At 66.3% G+C, this 20148-nt stretch carries 18 protein-coding genes; 6 read left to right on the top strand and 12 right to left on the bottom strand.

Going from position 1 to position 20148, the window contains the following annotated elements; translation table 11 throughout:
• The first annotated feature begins 331 nt into the window (after nt 1-331).
• From tkt to pgl, 6 genes are read left to right on the top strand one after another with little or no spacing between them, the layout of a single operon-like run.
• The gene (gene tkt / locus ABFP37_RS06540; RefSeq protein ID WP_347033065.1) at nt 332-2419 is read left to right on the top strand and encodes a transketolase; all 2088 of its coding nucleotides are present in this window, start codon (nt 332-334) and stop codon (nt 2417-2419) included.
• A gap of 29 nt (nt 2420-2448) precedes the next feature.
• Nucleotides 2449-3567, top strand: coding sequence for a transaldolase (gene tal, locus ABFP37_RS06535; protein ID WP_078029371.1), 1119 nt, complete (start codon nt 2449-2451; stop codon nt 3565-3567).
• A 6-nt stretch (nt 3568-3573) separates the two neighbouring features.
• On the top strand, nt 3574-5208 hold the full coding sequence (locus ABFP37_RS06530; protein ID WP_347033064.1) for a glucose-6-phosphate isomerase: 1635 nt from the start codon (nt 3574-3576) through the stop codon (nt 5206-5208).
• Between the two features lie 15 nt (nt 5209-5223).
• The gene (gene zwf, locus ABFP37_RS06525) at nt 5224-6783 is read left to right on the top strand and encodes a glucose-6-phosphate dehydrogenase (protein WP_078029369.1); all 1560 of its coding nucleotides are present in this window, start codon (nt 5224-5226) and stop codon (nt 6781-6783) included.
• A complete protein-coding gene (locus ABFP37_RS06520) occupies nt 6780-7721 on the top strand; it encodes a glucose-6-phosphate dehydrogenase assembly protein OpcA (RefSeq protein ID WP_078029368.1) in 942 nt (313 codons plus the stop codon). Before zwf ends, ABFP37_RS06520 begins: the two co-directional genes overlap by 4 nt.
• Nucleotides 7711-8529 (top strand): 6-phosphogluconolactonase, encoded by an 819-nt coding sequence (gene pgl / locus ABFP37_RS06515; RefSeq protein ID WP_078029367.1) that lies wholly within the window; start codon nt 7711-7713, stop codon nt 8527-8529. Before ABFP37_RS06520 ends, pgl begins: the two co-directional genes overlap by 11 nt.
• Here pgl and ABFP37_RS06510 read toward each other — a convergent pair.
• The 12 genes from ABFP37_RS06510 to ABFP37_RS06455 form a co-directional block, all read right to left on the bottom strand.
• On the bottom strand, nt 8500-8877 hold the full coding sequence (locus ABFP37_RS06510; protein ID WP_078029366.1) for an RNA polymerase-binding protein RbpA: 378 nt from the start codon (nt 8875-8877) through the stop codon (nt 8500-8502). The genes pgl and ABFP37_RS06510 overlap by 30 nt on opposite strands.
• A 148-nt stretch (nt 8878-9025) precedes the next feature.
• Nucleotides 9026-9283, bottom strand: coding sequence for a preprotein translocase subunit SecG (secG, locus tag ABFP37_RS06505; RefSeq protein WP_056627064.1), 258 nt, complete (start codon nt 9281-9283; stop codon nt 9026-9028).
• Nucleotides 9284-9332: 49 nt separating this feature from the next.
• On the bottom strand, nt 9333-10148 hold the full coding sequence (gene tpiA / locus ABFP37_RS06500) for a triose-phosphate isomerase (protein ID WP_347033063.1): 816 nt from the start codon (nt 10146-10148) through the stop codon (nt 9333-9335).
• 103 nt (nt 10149-10251) lie between these two features.
• The gene (locus ABFP37_RS06495; RefSeq protein WP_347033062.1) at nt 10252-11478 is read right to left on the bottom strand and encodes a phosphoglycerate kinase; all 1227 of its coding nucleotides are present in this window, start codon (nt 11476-11478) and stop codon (nt 10252-10254) included.
• A 10-nt stretch (nt 11479-11488) separates the two neighbouring features.
• Nucleotides 11489-12499 carry a type I glyceraldehyde-3-phosphate dehydrogenase gene (gene gap / locus ABFP37_RS06490; protein ID WP_347033061.1) on the bottom strand — a complete coding sequence of 337 codons (1011 nt, stop codon included), beginning with the start codon at nt 12497-12499 and terminating at the stop codon, nt 11489-11491.
• Between the two features lie 266 nt (nt 12500-12765).
• A complete protein-coding gene (locus ABFP37_RS06485) occupies nt 12766-13389 on the bottom strand; it encodes a superoxide dismutase (protein WP_078029362.1) in 624 nt (207 codons plus the stop codon).
• A 179-nt stretch (nt 13390-13568) separates the two neighbouring features.
• The gene (gene whiA, locus ABFP37_RS06480; protein WP_078029361.1) at nt 13569-14549 is read right to left on the bottom strand and encodes a DNA-binding protein WhiA; all 981 of its coding nucleotides are present in this window, start codon (nt 14547-14549) and stop codon (nt 13569-13571) included.
• A gap of 9 nt (nt 14550-14558) precedes the next feature.
• Complete coding sequence (yvcK, locus tag ABFP37_RS06475; RefSeq protein ID WP_078029360.1) at nt 14559-15572, bottom strand: uridine diphosphate-N-acetylglucosamine-binding protein YvcK; 1014 nt, start codon at nt 15570-15572, stop codon at nt 14559-14561.
• Nucleotides 15572-16495: an RNase adapter RapZ gene (rapZ, locus tag ABFP37_RS06470; RefSeq protein ID WP_078029359.1), complete on the bottom strand. Its 924-nt coding sequence runs from the start codon at nt 16493-16495 to the stop codon at nt 15572-15574. The genes yvcK and rapZ overlap by 1 nt, the downstream gene beginning before the upstream one ends.
• Nucleotides 16496-16608: 113 nt before the next feature.
• Nucleotides 16609-18648 (bottom strand): excinuclease ABC subunit UvrC, encoded by a 2040-nt coding sequence (uvrC, locus tag ABFP37_RS06465; RefSeq protein ID WP_347033060.1) that lies wholly within the window; start codon nt 18646-18648, stop codon nt 16609-16611.
• 61 nt (nt 18649-18709) lie between these two features.
• Nucleotides 18710-19378 (bottom strand): lysophospholipid acyltransferase family protein, encoded by a 669-nt coding sequence (locus ABFP37_RS06460; RefSeq protein WP_078029357.1) that lies wholly within the window; start codon nt 19376-19378, stop codon nt 18710-18712.
• Entirely contained in the window at nt 19365-20081 is a 717-nt protein-coding gene (locus ABFP37_RS06455) for an HAD hydrolase-like protein (protein ID WP_078029356.1), read from the bottom strand. The genes ABFP37_RS06460 and ABFP37_RS06455 overlap by 14 nt, the downstream gene beginning before the upstream one ends.
• Between the last annotated feature and the right edge of the window lie 67 nt (nt 20082-20148).

Genomic DNA, 20148 nt, shown 5'->3' with positions numbered 1-20148 from the left:
TTAACGCAGCCTCACCGGAGACACCCGCCAAGAGTGATTCACAAAAGAGAAATTGCGTCCAATTGGTGAGATTTTCGCCGCCCGAAGTGTGGAATAGAGCTAAGCTGTCTGCAGATCAGCGCACACTGGGAAACGGCTAGAAACCGCATTCCCATCCCGTCCAGCGACTGAATGAAGATCAACGTTTCAATGGTGAACGGCTGGTAGACAAAAACGCAGCGGGCACCGACCTGTGCCTTGCCGCGACCTGTCCGTACCGCTTGCCGTTAGCACAGAGAGGGGCCCGGTTTTCGTGCCACATTTGAAAGAGCAAGAACTGACATGGACCAGTTTGGACCAGCGCGCGGTTGACACGGTCCGTGTCCTTGCCGCGGACGCCGTCGAAAAGGTGGGCAATGGCCACCCCGGCACCGCAATGAGCCTGGCCCCGGCCGCATACCTTCTCTTCCAGAAGATGATGCGCCACGACCCCAAGAACCCGGACTGGATCGGCCGTGACCGGTTCATCCTCTCCCCCGGCCACACGTCCCTGACGCTGTACATCCAGCTGTTCCTCTCCGGCTATGGCCTGGAGCTGAAGGACCTGCAGGCGCTGCGCACCTGGGGTTCACTGACACCCGGCCACCCGGAATACAAGCACACCGCCGGCGTCGAGATCACCACCGGTCCGCTCGGCCAGGGCCTCGCGTCCGCTGTCGGCTTCGCATACTCCCAGCGCCGCCAGCGCGGCCTGTTCGACGCCGACGCTGCCGCCGGCACCAGCCCGTTCGACCACACCATCTGGGTCATCGCCTCCGACGGCGACCTCCAGGAAGGTGTCACCTCCGAGGCTTCCTCGCTGGCCGGCCACCAGGAACTGGGCAACCTCGTGGTGATCTACGACGAGAACCACATCTCGATTGAAGACGACACCGACATCGCCTTCACCGAGGACGTCCTCAAGCGCTACGAAGCCTACGGCTGGCACGTCCAGCGCGTGGACTGGACCAAGACCGGCGATTACAAGGAAGACGTCCAGGAGCTGCACGCCGCGCTCCAGGCGGCCAAGGCCGAGACGTCCAAGCCGTCCATCGTCTCGCTGCGCACCATCATCGGCTACCCCGCGCCGAAGAAGCAGAACACCGGCAAGATTCACGGCTCGGCCCTCGGCTCCGAAGAAGTGGCGGCACTGAAGCAGGTCCTCGGGTTCGACCCCGAGAAGACCTTCGAGGTCGACGAGGAAGTGCTGGCCCACGCCCGCGCCGTCGTGGACCGCGGCGCCCACGCACGCAAGGAATGGGAGGAGTCCTTCGCGGCCTGGCAGTCCGCCAACCCCGAAGCCGCCGCCCTTCTGGAACGAGTGGAAGCACGCAAGCTGCCGTCCGAACTCGACGCTGCGCTGCCCGTCTTCCCGGCCGGCAAGGACGTGTCCACCCGTGCGGCCTCGGGCAAGGTCCTGAACGCCATCGGCCCGGTCATGCCGGAACTCTGGGGCGGCTCCGCCGACCTCGCCGAGTCGAACAACACCACGATCGAAGGCTCGCCGTCGTTCGTTCCGGCGTCCAAGCAGACCGAGGCCTGGAAGGGCAACCCCTACGGCCGCGTCCTGCACTTCGGTATCCGCGAGCACGCGGCCGCCTCGATCGTCAACGGCATCGCCCTGCACGGCAAGACCCGCGCGTTCTCCGGTACGTTCCTGATCTTCAGCGACTACCAGCGCCCCGCCATCCGCCTCGGCGCACTCATGGGCGTGCCGTCGCTGTATGTCTGGACCCACGACTCCATCGGTCTGGGCGAAGACGGCCCCACCCACCAGCCGGTGGAACAGCTGGCCTCCCTGCGCGCCATTCCGGGCCTGGACGTCGTCCGTCCCGGTGACGCCAATGAGGTCTCGGCGGCATGGAAGTCCATGCTGGAGAACCACGACAACCCGGCCGGCATCGTGCTGACCCGCCAGAACATCCCCACCTACGCCCGCGGCGAAGGCGAAGCGGAAGGCGACACCTTCGGCTCCACCGCCGGCGTTGCCAAGGGCGGATACGTCCTGGCCGAGGCCTCCAAGGACGGTGCGACCGCGCCGGCACAGGTCATCCTCATCGGCACGGGCTCGGAAGTCCAGCTCGCCGTCGAGGCCCGCGAAGCGCTGCAGGCCGAGGGCATCGCCACCCGCGTGGTCTCCATGCCCTGCGTCGAGTGGTTCAACAAGCAGGACGCCGCGTACCGCGAGGCCGTCCTGCCCGCCGCAGTCAAGGCCCGCGTTTCAGTCGAAGCCGGCCTGGCCCTGGGCTGGAGGGAGTTCGTCGGCGACGCCGGACGCTCCATCAGCCTCGAGCACTTCGGCGCCTCAGCCGACTACAAGCGCCTGTTCCAGGAATTCGGCATCACCGCGGAGGCTGTCACCGCCGCCGCCAAGGATTCCCTCGCCGGAATCCAGTCCTGACAGCACCTACAGTTTCAAGGAGATATGAAATGACCACCACTCCCACGCAGCAGCTCTCCGACGCCGGCGTTTCCATCTGGCTCGATGACCTCTCCCGCGGCCGCCTGAAGACGGGCACGCTGCAGAAGCTCATCGAAGAGAAGAACGTTGTCGGTGTCACCACGAACCCCAGCATCTTCCACGCGGCCATCACCACCGGCCACGACTACGACGCCACCATCGCCAAGCAGGCAGCAGCCGGCGCCAGCATCGAGGAAACCATCTTCGAAATCACCACCACCGACGTCGCGGACGCCTGCGACCTCTTCGCCCCGGTCGCTGCGGCAACCAAGGGTGTTGACGGCCGCGTTTCCATCGAGGTCGACCCCCGCCTGGCCTGGGACACCGCCGGAACCATCGCCGAAGCCAAGCACCTGTACAAGAAGGTCGGCCGGGACAACGTGCACATCAAGATCCCTGCCACCCTCGAAGGCCTCGAGGCCATCACAGCCACCCTCGCCGAGGGCATCAGCGTCAACGTGACCCTGATCTTCTCGCTGGAACGCTACCGCGCCGTCATCAACGCCTTCCAGTCCGGCCTGGAGCAGGCCAAGGACAACGGCCACGACCTCTCCAAGATCCACTCCGTCGCCTCGTTCTTCGTCTCCCGCGTGGACTCCGAGATCGACAAGCGCCTCGACGCCATCGGCACCGACGAAGCCAAGGCCCTCAAGGGCAAGGCCGGCGTTGCCAACGCCCGCCTCGCCTACCAGGTCTACGAAGAGCAGTTCTCGACCGAGCGCTGGGCAGTCCTGGCCGGCGCAGGCGCCCTTCCGCAGCGTCCGCTCTGGGCCTCCACCGGCGTTAAGGACCCGGCCTACCCGGACACCCTCTACGTCACCGAACTCGTTGCACCCGGCGTCGTGAACACCATGCCGGAAAAGACCCTCGACGCCACGTTCGACCACGGCGTGGTCACCGGCGACACTGTCACCAACGGCTACGACGACGCGAACGCCACCCTCAACGCGCTGGACGCGCTGGGCGTGTCCTACAACGAGGTTGTGGCCCTGCTCGAATCCGAAGGCCTCGACAAGTTCGTTGCCAGCTGGAAGGAACTGCTGGCCGACGTTGAGGGCGCCCTTGCCACCGCACGGAAGGCTTCCTAATACACGATGAGCACACTCAGCTACGACGCCACCGGCGCCGCCCGGAAGGCTCTTGAGCAGCACCTGCCCGCCCTGGTGGAGGACCGGATCGCCACCCGTATCTTCGCGAAGGACCACACGCTGTGGGGTCCCGATGCAGAGGCCGAGTCCGCAGTCCGCCTGGGCTGGGTCGAGGCGGCCACCGTCGCGCGGCCCCTCGTCGCCGGCATACTGGAGCTCCGCGATGCCCTGAAGGCCGACGGCGTCACGCGCATCGTCCTTTGCGGCATGGGCGGCTCCTCGCTCGCTCCTGAAGTCATCGCCGGCACCGCTGGCGTCGAGCTGACCGTGCTGGACAGCACCGACCCCGAACAGGTCGGTGCTGCCCTCGCGGACCGTCTCGCCGAGACCGCGATCGTGGTTTCCTCGAAATCGGGTTCGACCCTTGAAACGGATTCGCAGCGGCGGGTCTTCGAGCACGCATTCAACGAAGCCGGCATCGACGCCAAGAGCCGGATCATCATCGTGACCGACCCCGGGTCGCCGCTGGACAAGGCGTCCCGCGAAGCCGGCTACCGTGCCGTCTTCAACGCGGATCCGAACGTGGGCGGACGCTATTCCGCCCTGACCGCCTTCGGGCTCGTGCCCTCGGGCCTGGCCGGCGTCGACATCGAATCCTTCTTGGACGAGGCCGAGGAAGCCGCCGAAATCCTGAACGAGGACGCGCCCGAGAACATCGGGCTGGCCCTGGGAACGGCACTCGGCGGCACCAACCCGCTGCGCGACAAGATCGTCATTGCCGAGGACGGCTCGGGAATCGTGGGCTTCGCCGACTGGGCCGAGCAGCTCATCGCCGAATCCACCGGAAAGCTCGGCACCGGCGTCCTCCCCGTGGTCGCCGGCCCGTCCGCACCGGAGGTTACCTCCGGCGCCGAAGACGTACTCGTAGTACGGCTCGTGAGCCCGGATGCCGACGTCGAACTCGGCGAAAACGAAGTCGCCATTGCCGGCGGACTCGCCACCCAGATGATGGTGTGGGAGTTTGCCACGGCGGTGGCCGGCCGACTCCTGGGCATCAACCCGTTTGACCAGCCCGACGTCGAAGCAGCCAAGGTCGCGGCCCGTGGCCTGCTGGATGCCCAGCCGGAACCCACACCGGCAGCCTTCGTTGACGGTGCCGTTGAAGTCCGCGGCGGCGACTGGCTCGGCGACTCGGCCACAGTGGCCGAGGCTGTTTCCGCGCTTCTCGGCCAGCTGGGCAGCAACGGGTACCTCAGCGTGCAGGCCTACTTTGACCGGCTGGCCTACGCACGACTCGAAGGCATCCGCGACGCACTCGCTGCGGTTAGCGGCCGTCCGGTCACCTTCGGCTGGGGACCGCGCTTCCTCCACTCCACCGGCCAGTTCCACAAGGGCGGACCCGCCATCGGCGCCTTCCTGCAGGTCACGGCCGCTTCCAGCCAGGACCTGGCCATTCCGGACCGGCCGTTCACGTTCGGCGAGCTGATCTCGGCGCAGGCCGCAGGCGACGCTCAGGTGCTCAGCGAACATGGCCGCCCGGTCCTGCGCCTGCACCTCACCGACCGTGCGGCCGGCGTGGCCCAGCTCCAGGAGATTGTTTCCGCGCTTGCCGGCCAGGCAACATCCGCCACTGAAAGCTAAGGCACCGAACCAACCATGCCAGATACCCTGAACGGCAGAAGGTCAGCAGGCAGGAACGGGAACCCGCTGCGGGATCCGCGGGACCGCCGTCTGAACCGGATTGCCGGACCGTCGTCGCTCGTGCTCTTCGGAGTCACGGGCGACCTCGCCCGCAAAAAGTTGATGCCCGCCGTCTACGACCTCGCAAACCGTGGACTGCTGCCGCCCAGCTTTGCCCTGGTGGGCTTTGCCCGGCGCCAGTGGGACAACGAGGACTTCGCCGCAGAGGTGAAGGACGCCGTCAAGACGTACTCCCGGACACCTTTCGACGAGGCCGTCTGGAACCAGCTCTCCGAAGGCATCCGCTTCGTGCAGGGCGAGTTCGACGACGACTCCGCATTTGAGCGGCTCGGCGAGACCATCAAGGAACTCGACGAGCAGCGCGGCACGCGCGGCAACCACGCGTTCTACCTGTCCATCCCGCCGAAGGCCTTCGAACAGGTCTGCCGGCAGCTCTCGAAGCACGGGCTGGCCCAGGCTGAGGGCGACAACTGGCGCCGCGTGGTCATCGAGAAGCCGTTCGGGCACGACCTTGAGTCGGCCCGGCAGCTGAACGACATCGTGGAGTCCGTCTTTCCGCCCGACGCCGTGTTCCGGATCGACCACTACCTGGGCAAGGAGACGGTGCAGAACATCCTGGCGCTGCGCTTCGCGAACCAGCTGTTCGAGCCGCTGTGGAACGCCAACTACGTGGACCACGTGCAGATCACCATGGCCGAGGACATCGGCACCGGCGGCCGCGCCGGGTATTACGACGGCGTGGGTGCCGCCCGCGACGTCATCCAGAACCACCTGCTCCAGCTGCTCGCGCTGACGGCCATGGAGGAGCCCATCTCCTTCAACGCCGATGACCTGCGCGCGGAGAAGGAAAAGGTGCTGGCCGCCGTCAGGCTTCCGGAGGACCTGTCCACCCATTCCGCCCGCGGGCAGTTCGCCGGCGGCTGGCAGGGCGGCGAGCAGGTACAGGGCTACCTCGAGGAGGAAGGCATTCCCGCCGACTCCACCACCGAGACCTATGCCGCCATCCGGGTGGACATCAACACCCGGCGCTGGCACGGCGTGCCGTTCTACCTCCGCGCGGGCAAGCGCCTGGGCCGGCGCGTCACGGAAATCGCCGTGGTGTTCAAGCGCGCCCCCAACCTCCTGTTCCGCGACCACGGCGAGGACGACTTCGGCCAGAACGCCGTCGTCATCCGCGTCCAGCCGGACGAGGGCGCCACGATCCGCTTCGGTTCCAAGGTCCCCGGCACGCAGATGGAAGTCCGTGACGTGACGATGGACTTCGGCTACGGCCACTCCTTCACGGAATCCAGCCCCGAAGCCTACGAACGGCTCATCCTGGACGTGCTGCTGGGCGAGCCGCCGCTCTTCCCGCGGCATGAGGAAGTGGAGCTCTCCTGGAAGATCCTGGATCCGTTCGAGGACTACTGGGAAGGCTTGGGCGAGCAGCCCGAACCGTACGCACCCGGCAGCTGGGGCCCGGCCTCCGCTGACGAGCTCCTTGCCCGCGACGGACGAACCTGGAGAAGGCCATGATTGTAGATCTTCCTGACACCACCACCTCCAAGGTCTCCAAGAAGATCATGTCCCTGCGGGAGCAGGGAGGTGTGATCGCCTTGGGCCGCGTGCTCACCCTCGTGGTGGTCACCAAGTCGGGCCTTGAGGAAGAGGCCATTGAGGCCGCCAACGAGGCCAGCCGGGAGCACCCCTGCCGGATCATCGTGCTCGCGGACGCCGGTTCGTCCGCGCCCAACCGGCTCGATGCCCAGATCCGCGTTGGCGGCGACGCCGGTGCCTCCGAGGTCATAGTGCTGCGCGGGTTCGGTGAACTCGCCGAGGAGAGCGAATCCCTGGTGGCCGCGCTCCTCCTGCCCGACGCGCCAATCGTGGCCTGGTGGCCGCACGGCGCGCCGAAAAACGCGAGCGAAACCTCGATCGGCCGGATCGCGCACCGTCGCATCACCGACTCCGCGAATGAAGCCGAGCCGCAGGTTGCACTCGAGAACATCCGCAACACCTATAAGGCAGGCGACACCGACCTCGCCTGGACGCGCCTCACCAACTGGCGCATCCAGCTGGCGGCCGTCCTGGACCAGGTGGACGCGTCTCCGGTCACGGCCGTGGCGGTGGAGGGCGCCTCCGACTCCCCCAGCACCATCCTGCTGGCGGCGTGGCTGACACTCTCCCTCGACGCTCCGGTGACCATCGTTGCTGATCCCGCGGGAACCGGCATCCGGCGCGTCCGGCTCAGCAGGGCCAGCGGCGACGTCCAGCTGTTCCGCCCCGGACTGTCCGTTGCCGAACTGACCCAGCCGGGCCAGCCCGCGCAGCGGATTTCCCTGCCCCGCCGCAGCCTGCGGGACTGCCTGGCGGAGGAATTGCGGCGCCTGGATCCCGACGAAGTCTTCGGCGAAGTGATTACTATTGGACTGCCACGTACCAATCTAAGGAGTGTCCGACCCAGTGAGCGCTGACCCCAGAGTAAGCATCCATCCAGACTCTTCCGTACTCATGGCCGCCATCGCGGCCCGCCTGATCACCAAGCTTGTGGATGTCCAGGACCGATTCGGTGAAGCAACGGTGGTGCTGACCGGGGGCACGGTGGGCATCGGCACGCTCAAGGCCGTGGCAGATTCCCCTGCTGCGCCGGCTGTGGACTGGGCAAAGGTCAACTTCTGGTGGGGCGACGAGCGTTTCGTCGGGTCCAAGGACCCAGACCGCAACGCGCTCCAGGCGCAGGACGCGCTGCTGAAGCACATCGATGTCGATCCGGACCGTATCCACGAGCCGGGTTCGACCGACGACTTCGAATCCCCTGAGCAGGCCGCCGAGGACTATGCGCGCAGGCTCGGCGAGGCTGCAGCTGCCGAGCACGCCGCGGACACCTCTGATGACAGGCCGGAGGAGCCGGGGAACCTTCCGCGCTTCGACGTCGTCCTGCTGGGCGTGGGGCCGGACGCCCACGTCGCGTCGCTCTTTCCGGAGCAGGCGGGCATCCGCGAGAAGGAGCGAACGGTCGTGGGAGTGCGTAACTCCCCTAAGCCGCCGCCTGAGCGGATCTCACTGACGCTTCCGGCGATCAACACCGCCGCCGAAGTGTGGATGGTGGTGGCCGGCGAGGACAAGGCCGGGGCTGTGGGCCTGGCGCTGGCCGGCGCTAACCCTGTCCAGGTTCCTGCCGCCGGGCCCGCGGGCCGCTCGCGAACGCTCTGGCTGATCGACGAGAACGCCGCGGCGCGCGTGCCCCAGCAGCTAGTCCGGAAGGCTCCTGCCGGCTCGTAGCCTTCGCAGCGCTCCGGCCAGAACGTCTTCGGCGTCCTGGCTGGAGCGTCTTTCTTTAACGTATTCGAGATGGGTTTTGAAGCCGTCTTCTGCCGTCTCCTGCGCCGGCGCGGCGCCCGGATGCCGAGTGGCGGGCCTGCCGCACCGCCGGCAGTCCCAGAGGGCGGGAATCTCCTCGTCGGGCAGCTTAATGAAAACAGGCCGCGTCTCATGTCCCATGGCGCACCAATAGGAGACGTGAATACGCGGCAAGGGCTCCCCCAGAGGATCGTCACCCTGGTTCTTTAATCCGGTTCCTTGGGTAACACCCACACGGGTACCCCGGAATCCTGACGTGGAATGCACCATGGGAACTCCTCGCTGCTAATGGCGACGCTGCCGTTAGGCTCGATAGCCCCAGTTTAGTGCGGAGTTGCCCATGGTGGCAGAAAAAGGCCCGGGCAAGTCCGGAATACATCCGGACCCGCCCGGGCCTTCGCTGCTAAGAGTCAGCTACTTAGGAGTCAGCCACACCCGTGAACCGCATCAGCAGCCCAAGCGCGATGATCACAGCGCCCCAGGTGATGCCAAGGATGATGGTGAACCTGTTCAGGTTGCGCTCGGCGACACCCGAAGAGCTCAGGCCCGAGCTCATTCCGCCGCCGAACATGTCTGACAGACCGCCGCCACGTCCCTTGTGGAGCAGGATGAGCAGCGTCAGCAGCAGGCTGGTGATGCCCAGGAGGATCTGCAGAATGACATGAAGAACGTCCACGACGGCCTTTCGAAGGGTAGGAAATACGGGAGTCTTGCCAGTGTCCGGACTAGCCCGTCACAAGGTGACTCTCGAACCTGACAATATTAGCAAACTCGGCCGGGTCGAGGCTGGCGCCGCCCACGAGCACGCCGTCGACGTCGCGTTCCTGGAGGATGGCTGCGGCGTTGCTGGCCTTGACGGATCCGCCGTACAGCAGGCGCGCCCTGGCGGCGACGTCCGTGCCGAAGAGCTCCGTGAGCTCGGCGCGGATGGCGGCGCACATTTCCTGGGCGTCCTCCGGACCGGCAACTTCACCGGTTCCGATGGCCCACACGGGCTCGTAGGCGACCACGAGTTCAGCAGCCTGTTCTGCGCTGAGGCCTTCCACGTCGGCGCGGAGCTGGTTCAGGGTGTGCTGGACGTGGGTGCCGGCCTGCCGGATTTCCAGGCCCTCGCCGACGCACAGCACGGGGGTGATGCCGTGGCGGTAGGCGGCCTTGACCTTGGCGTTGAGGACGTCGTCGGACTCGTTGTGGATGGTGCGCCGTTCGCTGTGCCCCACCAGCACGTACTTGCACCCGAGCTTGTTCAGGAACTGCCCCGAAATGTCGCCGGTGTACGCGCCGGAGTCGAACTCGGACAGGTCCTGCCCGCCATACGAGATGTCGAGTTCGTCGCCCTGGACCAGGGTCTGGACGCCGCGGAGGTCGGTGAAGGGCGGGAAGACCACGGCTTCCACGCGGCTGTAGTCGTGCTTGGCGTCGGACAGGGTCCAGGCCAGCTTCTGCAGGAGGGTGATGCCCTGGACGTGGTCCATGTTCATCTTCCAGTTGCCCGCAATGAGAGGGGTGCGGTCAAAGGTGCCGTTAGTTGACGTTGTCACGTGTTCTCCAAAAAGTGCAGGTCAAATGTGCTTGTCATGTGAAACAGCCGGCAGGCGCCTTCCGTCGTGCGGAAGAAGGCGCCGTGCCGGCTGGTGTGTGCTTCTAGCGGTCCAGGACGGTGAGGCCCGGGAGGTCCTTGCCTTCGAGGTATTCCAGGCTGGCGCCGCCGCCGGTGGAAATGTGCCCGAACTGGTCATCGGAGAAGCCGAGGGTGCGGACGGCCGCGGCCGAGTCTCCGCCGCCCACCACGGTGAATGCGTCCGTCTCCGTCAGGCCCTGGGCCACGGCACGGGTGCCGGCCGAGAAGGCCTCGAATTCGAACACGCCCATGGGCCCGTTCCAGAACACCGTCTTGGCGCCTTTGATCCGCTCGGCGAATGCCTGCGCGGACTCCGGGCCGATGTCCAGGCCGATGCCCTGCGCACCGAACCGGCTGCTTTCGATGGCCTCTGCACGAACGGTCTCGTGGTCCGCGTCGGCGGCGAATCTCGCTGCCACCACAACGTCGGTGGGCACCACGAATTCCGTGCCTGCGTCAGCAGCACGCTTCAGGTAGTCCTGAACCACGGGGATCTGGTCCTCTTCCAGCAGGCTGCCGGCCACTTTGTGGCCCTCGGCTGCGAGAAAGGTGAACAGCATGCCGCCGCCCACGAGGATGGTGTCCGCCTTGCCGATCAGGTTGTTGATGACAGCGAGCTTGTCGGAAACCTTTGAGCCGCCGAGCACCACGACGTACGGGCGCTGGGTGTCTGCCGTCAGCTTGCGCAGCACCTCCACCTCCGTGTGGACGAGGTCGCCCTGGTACGACGGAAGCCGGGTGGCGACGTCGTACACGCTGGCGTGCTTGCGGTGCACGGCACCGAAAGCGTCATCTACGTAGGCGCCGTTTTCCCCGGTCAGGGCCACCAGTTCATCGGCAAAGGCGCCGCGCTCTGCGTCGTCCTTGCTGGTCTCGCGGGCGTCGAAGCGTACGTTTTCGAGCACCAGCACTTGGCCGTCCTGCAACGACGTGGAGAGCTCCTTGGCTGACGGTCCGACAGTGTCCTGTGCGAGGGACACCGGGAAGGAGGCCAGCTCGGCCAGGCGCGTGACGGCCGGCTGGAGCGAATACTTGTCTTCCGGGGCGCCCTTGGGGCGGCCCAGGTGGGCTGTTACCAGCACGCGGGCACCGGCGTCCGTGAGCTTTCCCAGGACCGGCAGTGAGGCCTTGATGCGGCCGTCGTCAGTCACTGTAGAGCCGTCGAGCGGCACATTCAGGTCACTTCTGACCAGAATGTACCGCCCGCGGACACCTTCAGCGATCAGTTCGTTGAGGGTGTGAAATGTCATGAAGCTAACCCTAGCCCAGCTTTGCTGCGACGAGCTCCGTGAGGTCCACCAGTCGGTTGGAGTAGCCCCATTCGTTGTCATACCAGGAAACAACCTTGACCTGGTTGCCGATGACCTTGGTCAAACCGGAGTCAAAGATTGACGAAGCGGGGTCGCCGACGATGTCCGAGGAGACGATGGGCGCGTCGGTGTAGGTCAGGATGCCCTGGAGCTCGTCCGAATCGGCAGCCTTCTTCAGCGCGGCGTTGACTTCCTCGACCGTGGTCTCGCGGGAAACCGTGACGGTGAGGTCCGTAGCGGAGCCGGTGGGGACCGGGACGCGGATGGCGTAGCCGTCGAGCTTGCCCTTGAGTTCCGGGAGCACCAGGCCGATTGCCTTGGCAGCACCGGTGGAGGTGGGAACCATGTTGATTGCGGCGGCGCGGGCACGGCGGAGGTCGTTGTGCGGGCCGTCCTGCAGGTTCTGGTCGGCCGTGTAGGCGTGGATGGTGGTCATGAGGCCGCGCTCGATGCCGAACTCGTCGTTGATGACCTTGGCCAGGGGGCCGAGGCAGTTGGTTGTGCAGGACGCGTTGGAGATGATGTGGTGAGCTGCGGGGTCGTACAGTTCGTGGTTCACACCCATCACGATGGTGATGTCCTCGTCGGAGGCCGGGGCGGAGATCAGAACCTTCTTGGCGCCAGCTTCGATGTGCTTCTTGGCAGCAGCGGCCTTGGTGAAGAAGCCGGTGGACTCGATGACGATGTCCACGCCGAGCTCGCCCCAGGGCAGGTTGGCCGGATCGCGCTCGGCAAGGACCTTGATGGCGTTGCCGTTGACGACCAGGTTGCCTTCTTTGACCTCAACGGTTTCCTTCAGGCGGCCGCCGACGGAGTCGTACTTCAGCAGGTGGGCCAGTGCCTCGGGGCTGGTGAGGTCGTTGACGGCAACGATTTCAAGGTCCGCACCCTGTGCAAGCGCTGCGCGGAAGTAGTTACGGCCGATGCGGCCAAAGCCGTTAATACCAATACGGGTGGTCACTTTTTCAGTCTCCTTGGTGCTTGTGAAGCACAACTAGTTGAGCGGGCGTTCAAGCCAACTAACAGATCCCGCACGCCATTGGGCAGAGATGATTACCAGATCGGAGGGCGACCAGCCACATTGCTGAAGGCTAACCGCCTTCCGTGATCCATCTTACGTTTAAGAAGGTCCGCCCCCGCAAGTGCGGGGGCGGACCGTCCACAATTCGGCCCTAAAGAAGCCGAATGTGAAGATTGTTACTGGCGCATGTACGCCGCATCACACTGCTAGAGCGTGATGAGGCCGGTGGCGTTCGCGCGGGCTCCGGCAAAGCGCTGGGCGACGTCGGCCCAGTTGACGATGTTCCAGAACGCTTTGACGTAGTCAGCCTTGACGTTGACGTAGTCGAGGTAGAAGGCGTGCTCCCACATGTCGAGCATCAGCAGCGGGGTGGTGCCCAGCGCGACGTTGCCCTGCTGGTCATAGAGCTGTTCGATGACCAGGTTTCCGCCGATGGGTTCGTAGGCGAGGAAGCCCCAGCCGGAACCCTGCAGGCCGAGGGCGGCCGCGGAGAACTGGGCACGGAAGGCGTCGAAGGAGCCGAAGGCGTCGTCGATGGCGGCAGCCAGCTCGCCTTCCGGCTTGTCGCCGCCGTCCGGGGAAAGGTTGTTCCAGAACACGGAGTGGTTGATGTGGCCGCCGGTGTGGAAGGCCAGGTCCTTGGAAAGCCGGTTGATGTTGGCGAAGTCGCCCTTGTCGCGGGCCTCGGCGAGCTGGGACAGCGCGTTGTTGGCGCCAGCCACATAGGCAGCGTGGTGCTTGCTGTGGTGCAGCTCCATGATCCTCGCTGAGATGTGGGGCTCCAGCGCTGCGTAGTCGTAGCTGAGTTCGGGCAGAACGTACTCGGTCACAAAATCCTCCAATGTCGTGGACAGTTTGTCCGGTTCGGTAACTCTCGGATTGTGCATCCGGATGACGGGTCACCCGGAAGTCTGCGGTGGCGGGTCCCTTGCGGGCCACCCTCCACGACCCGTAACTCCCGGGCCGTCCAAGGTATTTCCGCCACCTGGTCTTGATTCTAGGGGCGCACTTACTCGTCCAGCATTTCCGGCGTCACATTGGCGTCCGTGCCGGGAATGCCGAGGTCAGTGGCGCGTTTGTCCGCCATGGCCAGCAGGCGCCGGATGCGGCCGGCGATGGCGTCCTTGGTCATGGGCGGATCGGCGAGCCGGCCGAGCTCGTCGAGGCTTGCCTGCTTGTGGGCCACCCTGAGCTCGCCGGCGTACTTCAGGTGCTCCGGGACGTCGTCGCCGAGGATTTCCAGAGCGCGGTCGACCCGGGCTCCTGCCGCCACGGCCGCCTGCGCGGAACGGCGCAGGTTGGCGTCGTCGAAGTTCGCGAGCCGGTTGGCGGTGGCACGGACTTCCTTCCGCATGCGGCGTTCCTCCCAGACCATGAGGGCGTCGTGGGCGCCCATCCTGGTGAGCAGCGCAGCGATGGTGTCGCCGTCGCGGATCACCACGCGGTCCACTCCCCTGACCTCGCGGGCCTTGGCCTGAATACCGAGCCGCCTCGCCGCGCCGACGAGGGCCAGCGCAGATTCCGGTCCGGGGCACGTGACCTCCATGGACGAGGACCTGCCGGGTTCGGTCAGTGACCCGTGCGCCAGGAAGGCGCCGCGCCACACGGCCTCGGCGTCGGCGGCAGAACCGTTGACCACCACTGAGGGCAGGCCGCGCACCGGGCGGCCGCGGGCGTCGAGGAGGCCGGTCTGCCGCGCCAATGCCTCGCCGTCCCGGACCACGCGCACCACATAGCGGTTCCCGCGGCGAAGCCCGCTGCCGGACACGACGATGATTTCGCTCTGGTGTCCGTAGACTTCGGCGATCGCAGCCCGGAGCCTCCGCGCCGTGGAGGCCAGGTCCACTTCGGCCTCGATGACAATCCGCCCCGAAATGATGTGCAGCCCGCCGGCGAAGCGGAGCATGGCCGACACTTCAGCCTTCCGGACCGATGACTTCTTTATGTCCAGGCGGGACAGTTCTTCCTTGACTGATGCTGTCAGTGCCATGGCACCTTCCTAACTGTTCCCAAAAATATCCTGGTAAGCCGTAGCCAGCCGCAGGGGGTCGTGGACCGGACGCCGACCCGAAGCCCCTACTTTACCCAAGACAACCTCGGCTCCGATCATCCCGGCAGCCTTCTCAAATTCGCGCAGATCCGAAACCGAGGCGGGATCCGCCAGCACGACGTCCGCGCTGAATTCCGGCGCGTAATCCCGCAGCACGTGCAGGTGGTCGGCTGCGGACATCCCCGACGTTTCCTTGGTGTCCATGGCGAGGTTCATGGTGAGGCACCGCTTGGCCGGAGTGTCACACAGGGCCTGCCTCATTTCAGGCAGCAACAGGTGCGGGAGCACTGACGTGTACCAGGAGCCCGGACCCAGCACCACCCAGTCGGCGAGTTCAATGGCGGTCAGCGCTTCCACGCATGCCGGCGCATGGTCCGGAAGCAGGCGGACGCTCTCGAGCGAGCCGGCCACCGCGCACCGCGCCTGGCCCCTGATGGTGGTGAGCGTGCTGCTGCCGTCGGGGGCAGCGACGCGCACGTCGCCCTCGATCGTCAGCGGCACCGTGGACATGGGCAGGACCTGGCCGCGGGCTCCCAGCAGGGCCCCGGCCCACTTCAGCCCGGCCACCGCATCACCGAGGAGCTCCCAGAGCGTGACAATGAGCAGGTTTCCCATGGCGTGGTCGTCCAGCGAGCCGCTGCCGCGCGGCGACTGGAACCGGTGCTGCATGACGTCGCGCCAGGTGCGGCCCCAGTCGGTGTCGTCGCACAGCGCGGAGAGCGCCATACGCAGATCGCCCGGGGGAAGGACACCGTACTCCTGGCGGAGGCGGCCGGAGGATCCGCCGTCGTCCGCAACTGTGACAATCGCCGTCAGTTCGGAGGTCAGCAGCCGAAGTGCCGACAGCGACGCCGAGAGGCCGTGGCCTCCGCCGAGGGCCACCACGGAGGGGCCCTTGGCCTGTTGGGAGCCGGCCAGGCCGGCCGGTGGAACCAGCGGCAGCGGGCCGGTGAGCATGCCCATTACTCGCGGCCCAGATCCCGGTGCGTCGTGGTCACCGTAACGCGCGGATATTGCGCTAGCTTCTTGGACAGCTCGACGGCGACAGCCACCGAGCGGTGCTTTCCGCCGGTGCAGCCCACGGCGATGGTGGCGTAGTGCTTGTTCTCCCGCCGGTACCCGTCCAGGACCGGCTCCAGGGCAAGAACGTAGCGCTCGACGAAACTTGGCACGCCCTCGGCCTTGAGGACGTAGTCGCTCACGTCCTGGTCCAGGCCGGTGTGCGGCCGCAGCTTGGGCACCCAGTGCGGGTTGGGAATGAACCGGACGTCCGCGACGTAGTTCGCGTCCACGGGCAGGCCGTATTTGAAGCCGAAGCTCATGACGTTGAGCCGGAGGGCCACCGGACCCGTTTCCGAGAAGAGTTCCGTGACCGCGGTGGCGAGCCCGTGCACGTTGAGCGATGTTGTGTCCAGCACGAGGTCGGCTGAATCCCGCAGTTCCGTCAGGAGTTCGCGCTCCGCGGCTATGCCGTCCAGGATCCGGCCGCCGCCCTGAAGCGGGTGCGGGCGCCTCCCCTGTTCAAAGCGGCGGACCAGGACGTCGTCGCTCGCGTCGAGGAACAGCACCCGGAACGTGACGCCGCTCGCGGCGAGGGCGCCGAGGGCGGCGCGGATGTCCGCGAACAACGCCTTGCTCCGCACGTCCATGACGACGGCGAGCCTGGGAATGGACTGCGGGGCGTGGGACACCAGCTCTGCGAGGGTGCCCAGCATCTGCGGCGGCAGGTTTTCCACGACGTACCAGCCGTGGTCCTCGAGGGCATCCGATGCGGTGCTGCGGCCGGCACCGGACATTCCCGTCACCACGAGCAGTTCCGCTTCGACGGGCTTGACGGGCGTCAGGCCGTCCTCGTCCGCGCCGGATCCCGCCGTCGACTCTGCCATTAAATCCAGCCCCATTCCTGCCGTTGCTTCTTGTGTGCCGTTGCCCGTGTGCTGCGCACACTTCAGGACACGTCGGATTCCGTACTTACCCTAGCTAACATTCAGGACGCTAGCTAAGTTTCGAGGACTTCTCCGGTGGTCATGTTGATGGCCGGCATCGCATCGTTCGCCTCGCCGCCGGCTCCGCCCGCAGTGAAATGGGAAACGATGGCCGCTGCCAGCGCCGGGCCCACACCCTTGGCCGTCATGAGTTCCTCGGCGGTGGCCGCCTTGATTTTCCGGACCGAGCCGAACTGGGCCAGGAGCGCCTTGCGCTTGGACTCGCCGAGCCCGGGCACGCTGTCCAGGGCGGAGACCGTCATGGCCTTGCCGCGCTTCTGCCGGTGAAACGAGATGGCGAAGCGGTGGGCCTCGTCGCGGATGCGCTGCAGCATGTACAGGCCCTGGGAGGAGCGGGGCAGGATGACCGGGAAGTCGCTGTCCGGCAGCCACACCTCTTCCAGCCGTTTGGCCAGGCCAACGACGTAGACGTCGTCGACCCCCAGTTCGGCCAGGGCGCGGGCGGCGGCATTGACCTGCGGCTTGCCGCCGTCCACCACCACGAGGTTGGGCGGGTAGGCGAATTTTGACCGCGGAGCGGCGGTGGTGGTGTCCGCGATACTGGCGTCCGCAGGACCGCTTCCGGGACCGGCCGCCTCTGCCCCGGGGACCGGCTCCGGGGATTCCAGCTGGGAGGCTTCCACCTGCGCGGTCTTGTCCATCAGATAGTGCCGGAAGCGCCGGGTCAGGACGTCGTGCATGGCGGCGGTGTCATCGGTTGCCGCCGCTCCGGTAATGGAGAACTTCCGGTAGTCGGATTTCTTGGGCAGCCCGTCTTCCACCACCACCATCGACGCCACCACGTTGGTCCCCTGGACATGGGAGACGTCGTAGCATTCGATGCGCAGCAGCGGGACCGGCAGCTCCAGTGCTTCCTGGAGTTCCTGCAGCGCCTGGGACCTCACCGTGAGGTCGCCCGCGCGCCGTGTCTTGTGGAGCCGGAGCGCGTGTTCGGCGTTCTCCCGGACGGTGGACATCAGGGCGGCTTTGTCGCCGCGCTGCGGAACCCGGATGTCGACTTTTGCCCCGCGGAGACCGCCCAGCCACACGGCCAGGTCGTGGGCGTTGCTGGGCTCGACCGGCACCAGCACCTCCCGGGGAAGCCGCCCCTGGGTCTCGGCGTCTTCGCCGTAGACCTGCTGGAGCAGGTGCTCGACCAGGTCCGGTGTGGTGGCGTCCTCCACTTTTTCGACCACCCACCCGCGTTGGCCTTTGACACGGCCGCCACGGACATGGAAAACCTGGACCGCCGCTTCGAGTTCGTCCTCGTGCAGCGCGAAGACGTCGGCGTCCGTGTCCTCGGCCAGCACCACGGCGTTCCTCTCGAAGACCTTGCGGAGGGCCGCGATGTCGTCGCGGACCCTGGCGGCCCGTTCGTAGTCCAGTTCCGCCACGGCCGCCGCCATGTCCTTTTCCAGTCGGCTGATGAACCGCTTGGCCTCGCCGCCCATGAAGGCGCAGAAGTCCTCGGCCAGGGCCCGGTGTTCCTCGGGGGTGACGCGCCCGACGCACGGGGCCGAGCACTTGTCGATGTAGCCCAGCAGGCATGGCCGGCCGCTGGCCTGGGCACGCTTCAGCACGCCGGCACTGCAGCTGCGCACGGGAAATACCCGGAGCAGGGTGTCCATGGTTTCCCGGATGGCGCCGGCCGTGTAGGGGCCGAAGTAGCGGGTGCCTTTCTTCCGCTCGCCCCGCATGACCTGCACCCGCGGGAGCTTCTCCCCCATGGTGACGGCCAGGTACGGATACGTCTTGTCATCCCGGAAGACCACGTTGAACCGCGGTTTGAATTCCTTGATCCAGGTGTATTCCAGCTGCAGGGATTCCAGCTCGCTGCCCACCACCGTCCACTCGACGCTGCTGGCCGCGTGCACCATTGCGTGCGTTTTGGGCAGCAGGCCGGCGGGGTTCGCGAAGTACGTGTTCAGGCGCGAGCGGAGGTTCTTGGCCTTGCCGACGTAGATGACCCGCCCGTGGGGATCCCTGAACCTGTAGACGCCCGGATTGGTCGGAATTTCACCCGTCTGGGGCCGGTAACTCGTTGGATCTGCCACGGTTCCAGTCTACTGAGCCGGCGGCCGGCAAAATGCCATGCCCGGGGCGCCGGCCATGGTTCTACTCGACGGTTTTGCTCTGGTTGTAGCTGGTGGAGCGTTCCTGCCCGCTGAGTTCGGCGATGGCGTCCATGATGCGGTCGGTCACCTGGCGGCGCGCCGGCAGCGAGTGGTCCGGCCCGGTCTTGTCGAAGTAGAGCGCCTCGCCGACTTTCATGGTGAAGTGCTGCGGCTTGACCGCGTTGCGGCCCGCGGGCTGCAGCTTCTCGGTGCCGATCAGCCCCACCGGGATCACCGGCGCGCCGGTGGTCAGGGCCAGCCAGCCGACGCCGGTCCGGCCCCGGTAGAGGATGCCGTCGCGGGATCGGGTGCCCTCGGGGTAGATTCCGATTCCCCTTCCGTTCTCCAGGATGTCCAGGAGGGTCTTCAGCGCCTGCACGCTGGCTGCCTGCTCGCCGCGTTCCACCGGAATCGATCCCACCGCTTCGAAGAAGGACTTCATGACGCGTCCCTTGACGCCCTTGGTGGTGAAGTATTCCGCTTTGGCGAAGAAGGCGACAGGGCGGGGCATGAGGGCCTGCACGATCACGCTGTCAAGAAACGAGAGGTGGTTGGGGGCCACGATGAACGGGCCCTCCTTGGGGACGTTCTCGAGTCCGATGACCGTGGGCCGGCACGTTCCCGAGATGAGCCCGCGCGTGGTCCAGCGGATTCCGTCAAACAGCTCCATCGTTGCGCACCTCGCTCAGTGCTGCAGCCCGGACTGCTTCCAGCTCCTCGATTTTGCTGCGCAGGGTCAGGGTGTCATGGACCACCGCGACGGCGCCCGCTTCTTCCAGCTCGCCGTCGGGCGCGAAGCCCCAGCTGACGCCGATGCAGTCGATACCGTTGGCGAAGGCCCCCGCCACGTCCTGGGCCCTGTCCCCCACCATGATGGCGTGCTGGGTGCGGAGATCCGCCAGTGCGGCCGCGATGATCTCTGTCTTCCCGACGGGACCTGCGGCAGCTGCGGTCTCGTCCGCCGCGGAGCCCCTGATGAAGAGGAACCGGTCGGCAATCCTGTGGTGTTCAAGGACGAGGTTTGCCAGGTTTTCCGGCTTCTGCGTGGCCACCGCGACAGGACGGCCAGCGGCGACGTAGCCGTCGAGGAGCTCAACAATGCCAGGATACAGGCGGCTCTGCGCTATGCCGCTTTCAAGGTAGTGCCGCCGGTAGATCCGGACCGCGTCCGCCAACCGGGCCGCCGGAACCCCCGCGATGTTCAGCAGCGAGTCGCTCAGCTTGGGCCCGATCATCGCGTTCAGGACGTCCAGGCCCGGGACGGGCAGTCCCAGTTCCGTGAGGGCCGACGCAATTCCGTCTGTTATCCCGCCGGCCGGATCGACAAGAGTGCCGTCCAGGTCGAAGATCACGGGCACTATTGTTGAAGTCACCGGCTTAGTTTCTCACGACAGCACCCCTGCACAAACTCACATGCCGTCCGCGGAATACTTCAGCGCG

Origin of the sequence: Burkholderia sp. RS01, assembly GCF_039748055.1 — a bacterium.
Taxonomy (GTDB): domain Bacteria; phylum Actinomycetota; class Actinomycetes; order Actinomycetales; family Micrococcaceae; genus Arthrobacter.
The sequence above is the reverse complement of the archived record's forward strand: the minus strand, read 5'-3'. Positions and strand labels throughout refer to the sequence as shown.

What these genes read in the sequence shown, in the direction of transcription:
- tal (WP_078029371.1), top strand. Translation starts at nt 2,449, where the DNA reads ATGACCACCACTCCCACGCAGCAGCTCTCCGACGCCGGCGTTTCCATC.
- ABFP37_RS06530 (WP_347033064.1), top strand. Translation starts at nt 3,574, where the DNA reads ATGAGCACACTCAGCTACGACGCCACCGGCGCCGCCCGGAAGGCTCTT.
- zwf (WP_078029369.1), top strand. Translation starts at nt 5,224, where the DNA reads ATGCCAGATACCCTGAACGGCAGAAGGTCAGCAGGCAGGAACGGGAAC.
- ABFP37_RS06520 (WP_078029368.1), top strand. Translation starts at nt 6,780, where the DNA reads ATGATTGTAGATCTTCCTGACACCACCACCTCCAAGGTCTCCAAGAAG.
- ABFP37_RS06510 (WP_078029366.1), bottom strand. Translation starts at nt 8,877, where the DNA reads ATGGTGCATTCCACGTCAGGATTCCGGGGTACCCGTGTGGGTGTTACC.
- ABFP37_RS06495 (WP_347033062.1), bottom strand. Translation starts at nt 11,478, where the DNA reads ATGACATTTCACACCCTCAACGAACTGATCGCTGAAGGTGTCCGCGGG.
- whiA (WP_078029361.1), bottom strand. Translation starts at nt 14,549, where the DNA reads ATGGCACTGACAGCATCAGTCAAGGAAGAACTGTCCCGCCTGGACATA.
- yvcK (WP_078029360.1), bottom strand. Translation starts at nt 15,572, where the DNA reads ATGGGCATGCTCACCGGCCCGCTGCCGCTGGTTCCACCGGCCGGCCTG.
- rapZ (WP_078029359.1), bottom strand. Translation starts at nt 16,495, where the DNA reads ATGGCAGAGTCGACGGCGGGATCCGGCGCGGACGAGGACGGCCTGACG.
- ABFP37_RS06460 (WP_078029357.1), bottom strand. Translation starts at nt 19,378, where the DNA reads ATGGAGCTGTTTGACGGAATCCGCTGGACCACGCGCGGGCTCATCTCG.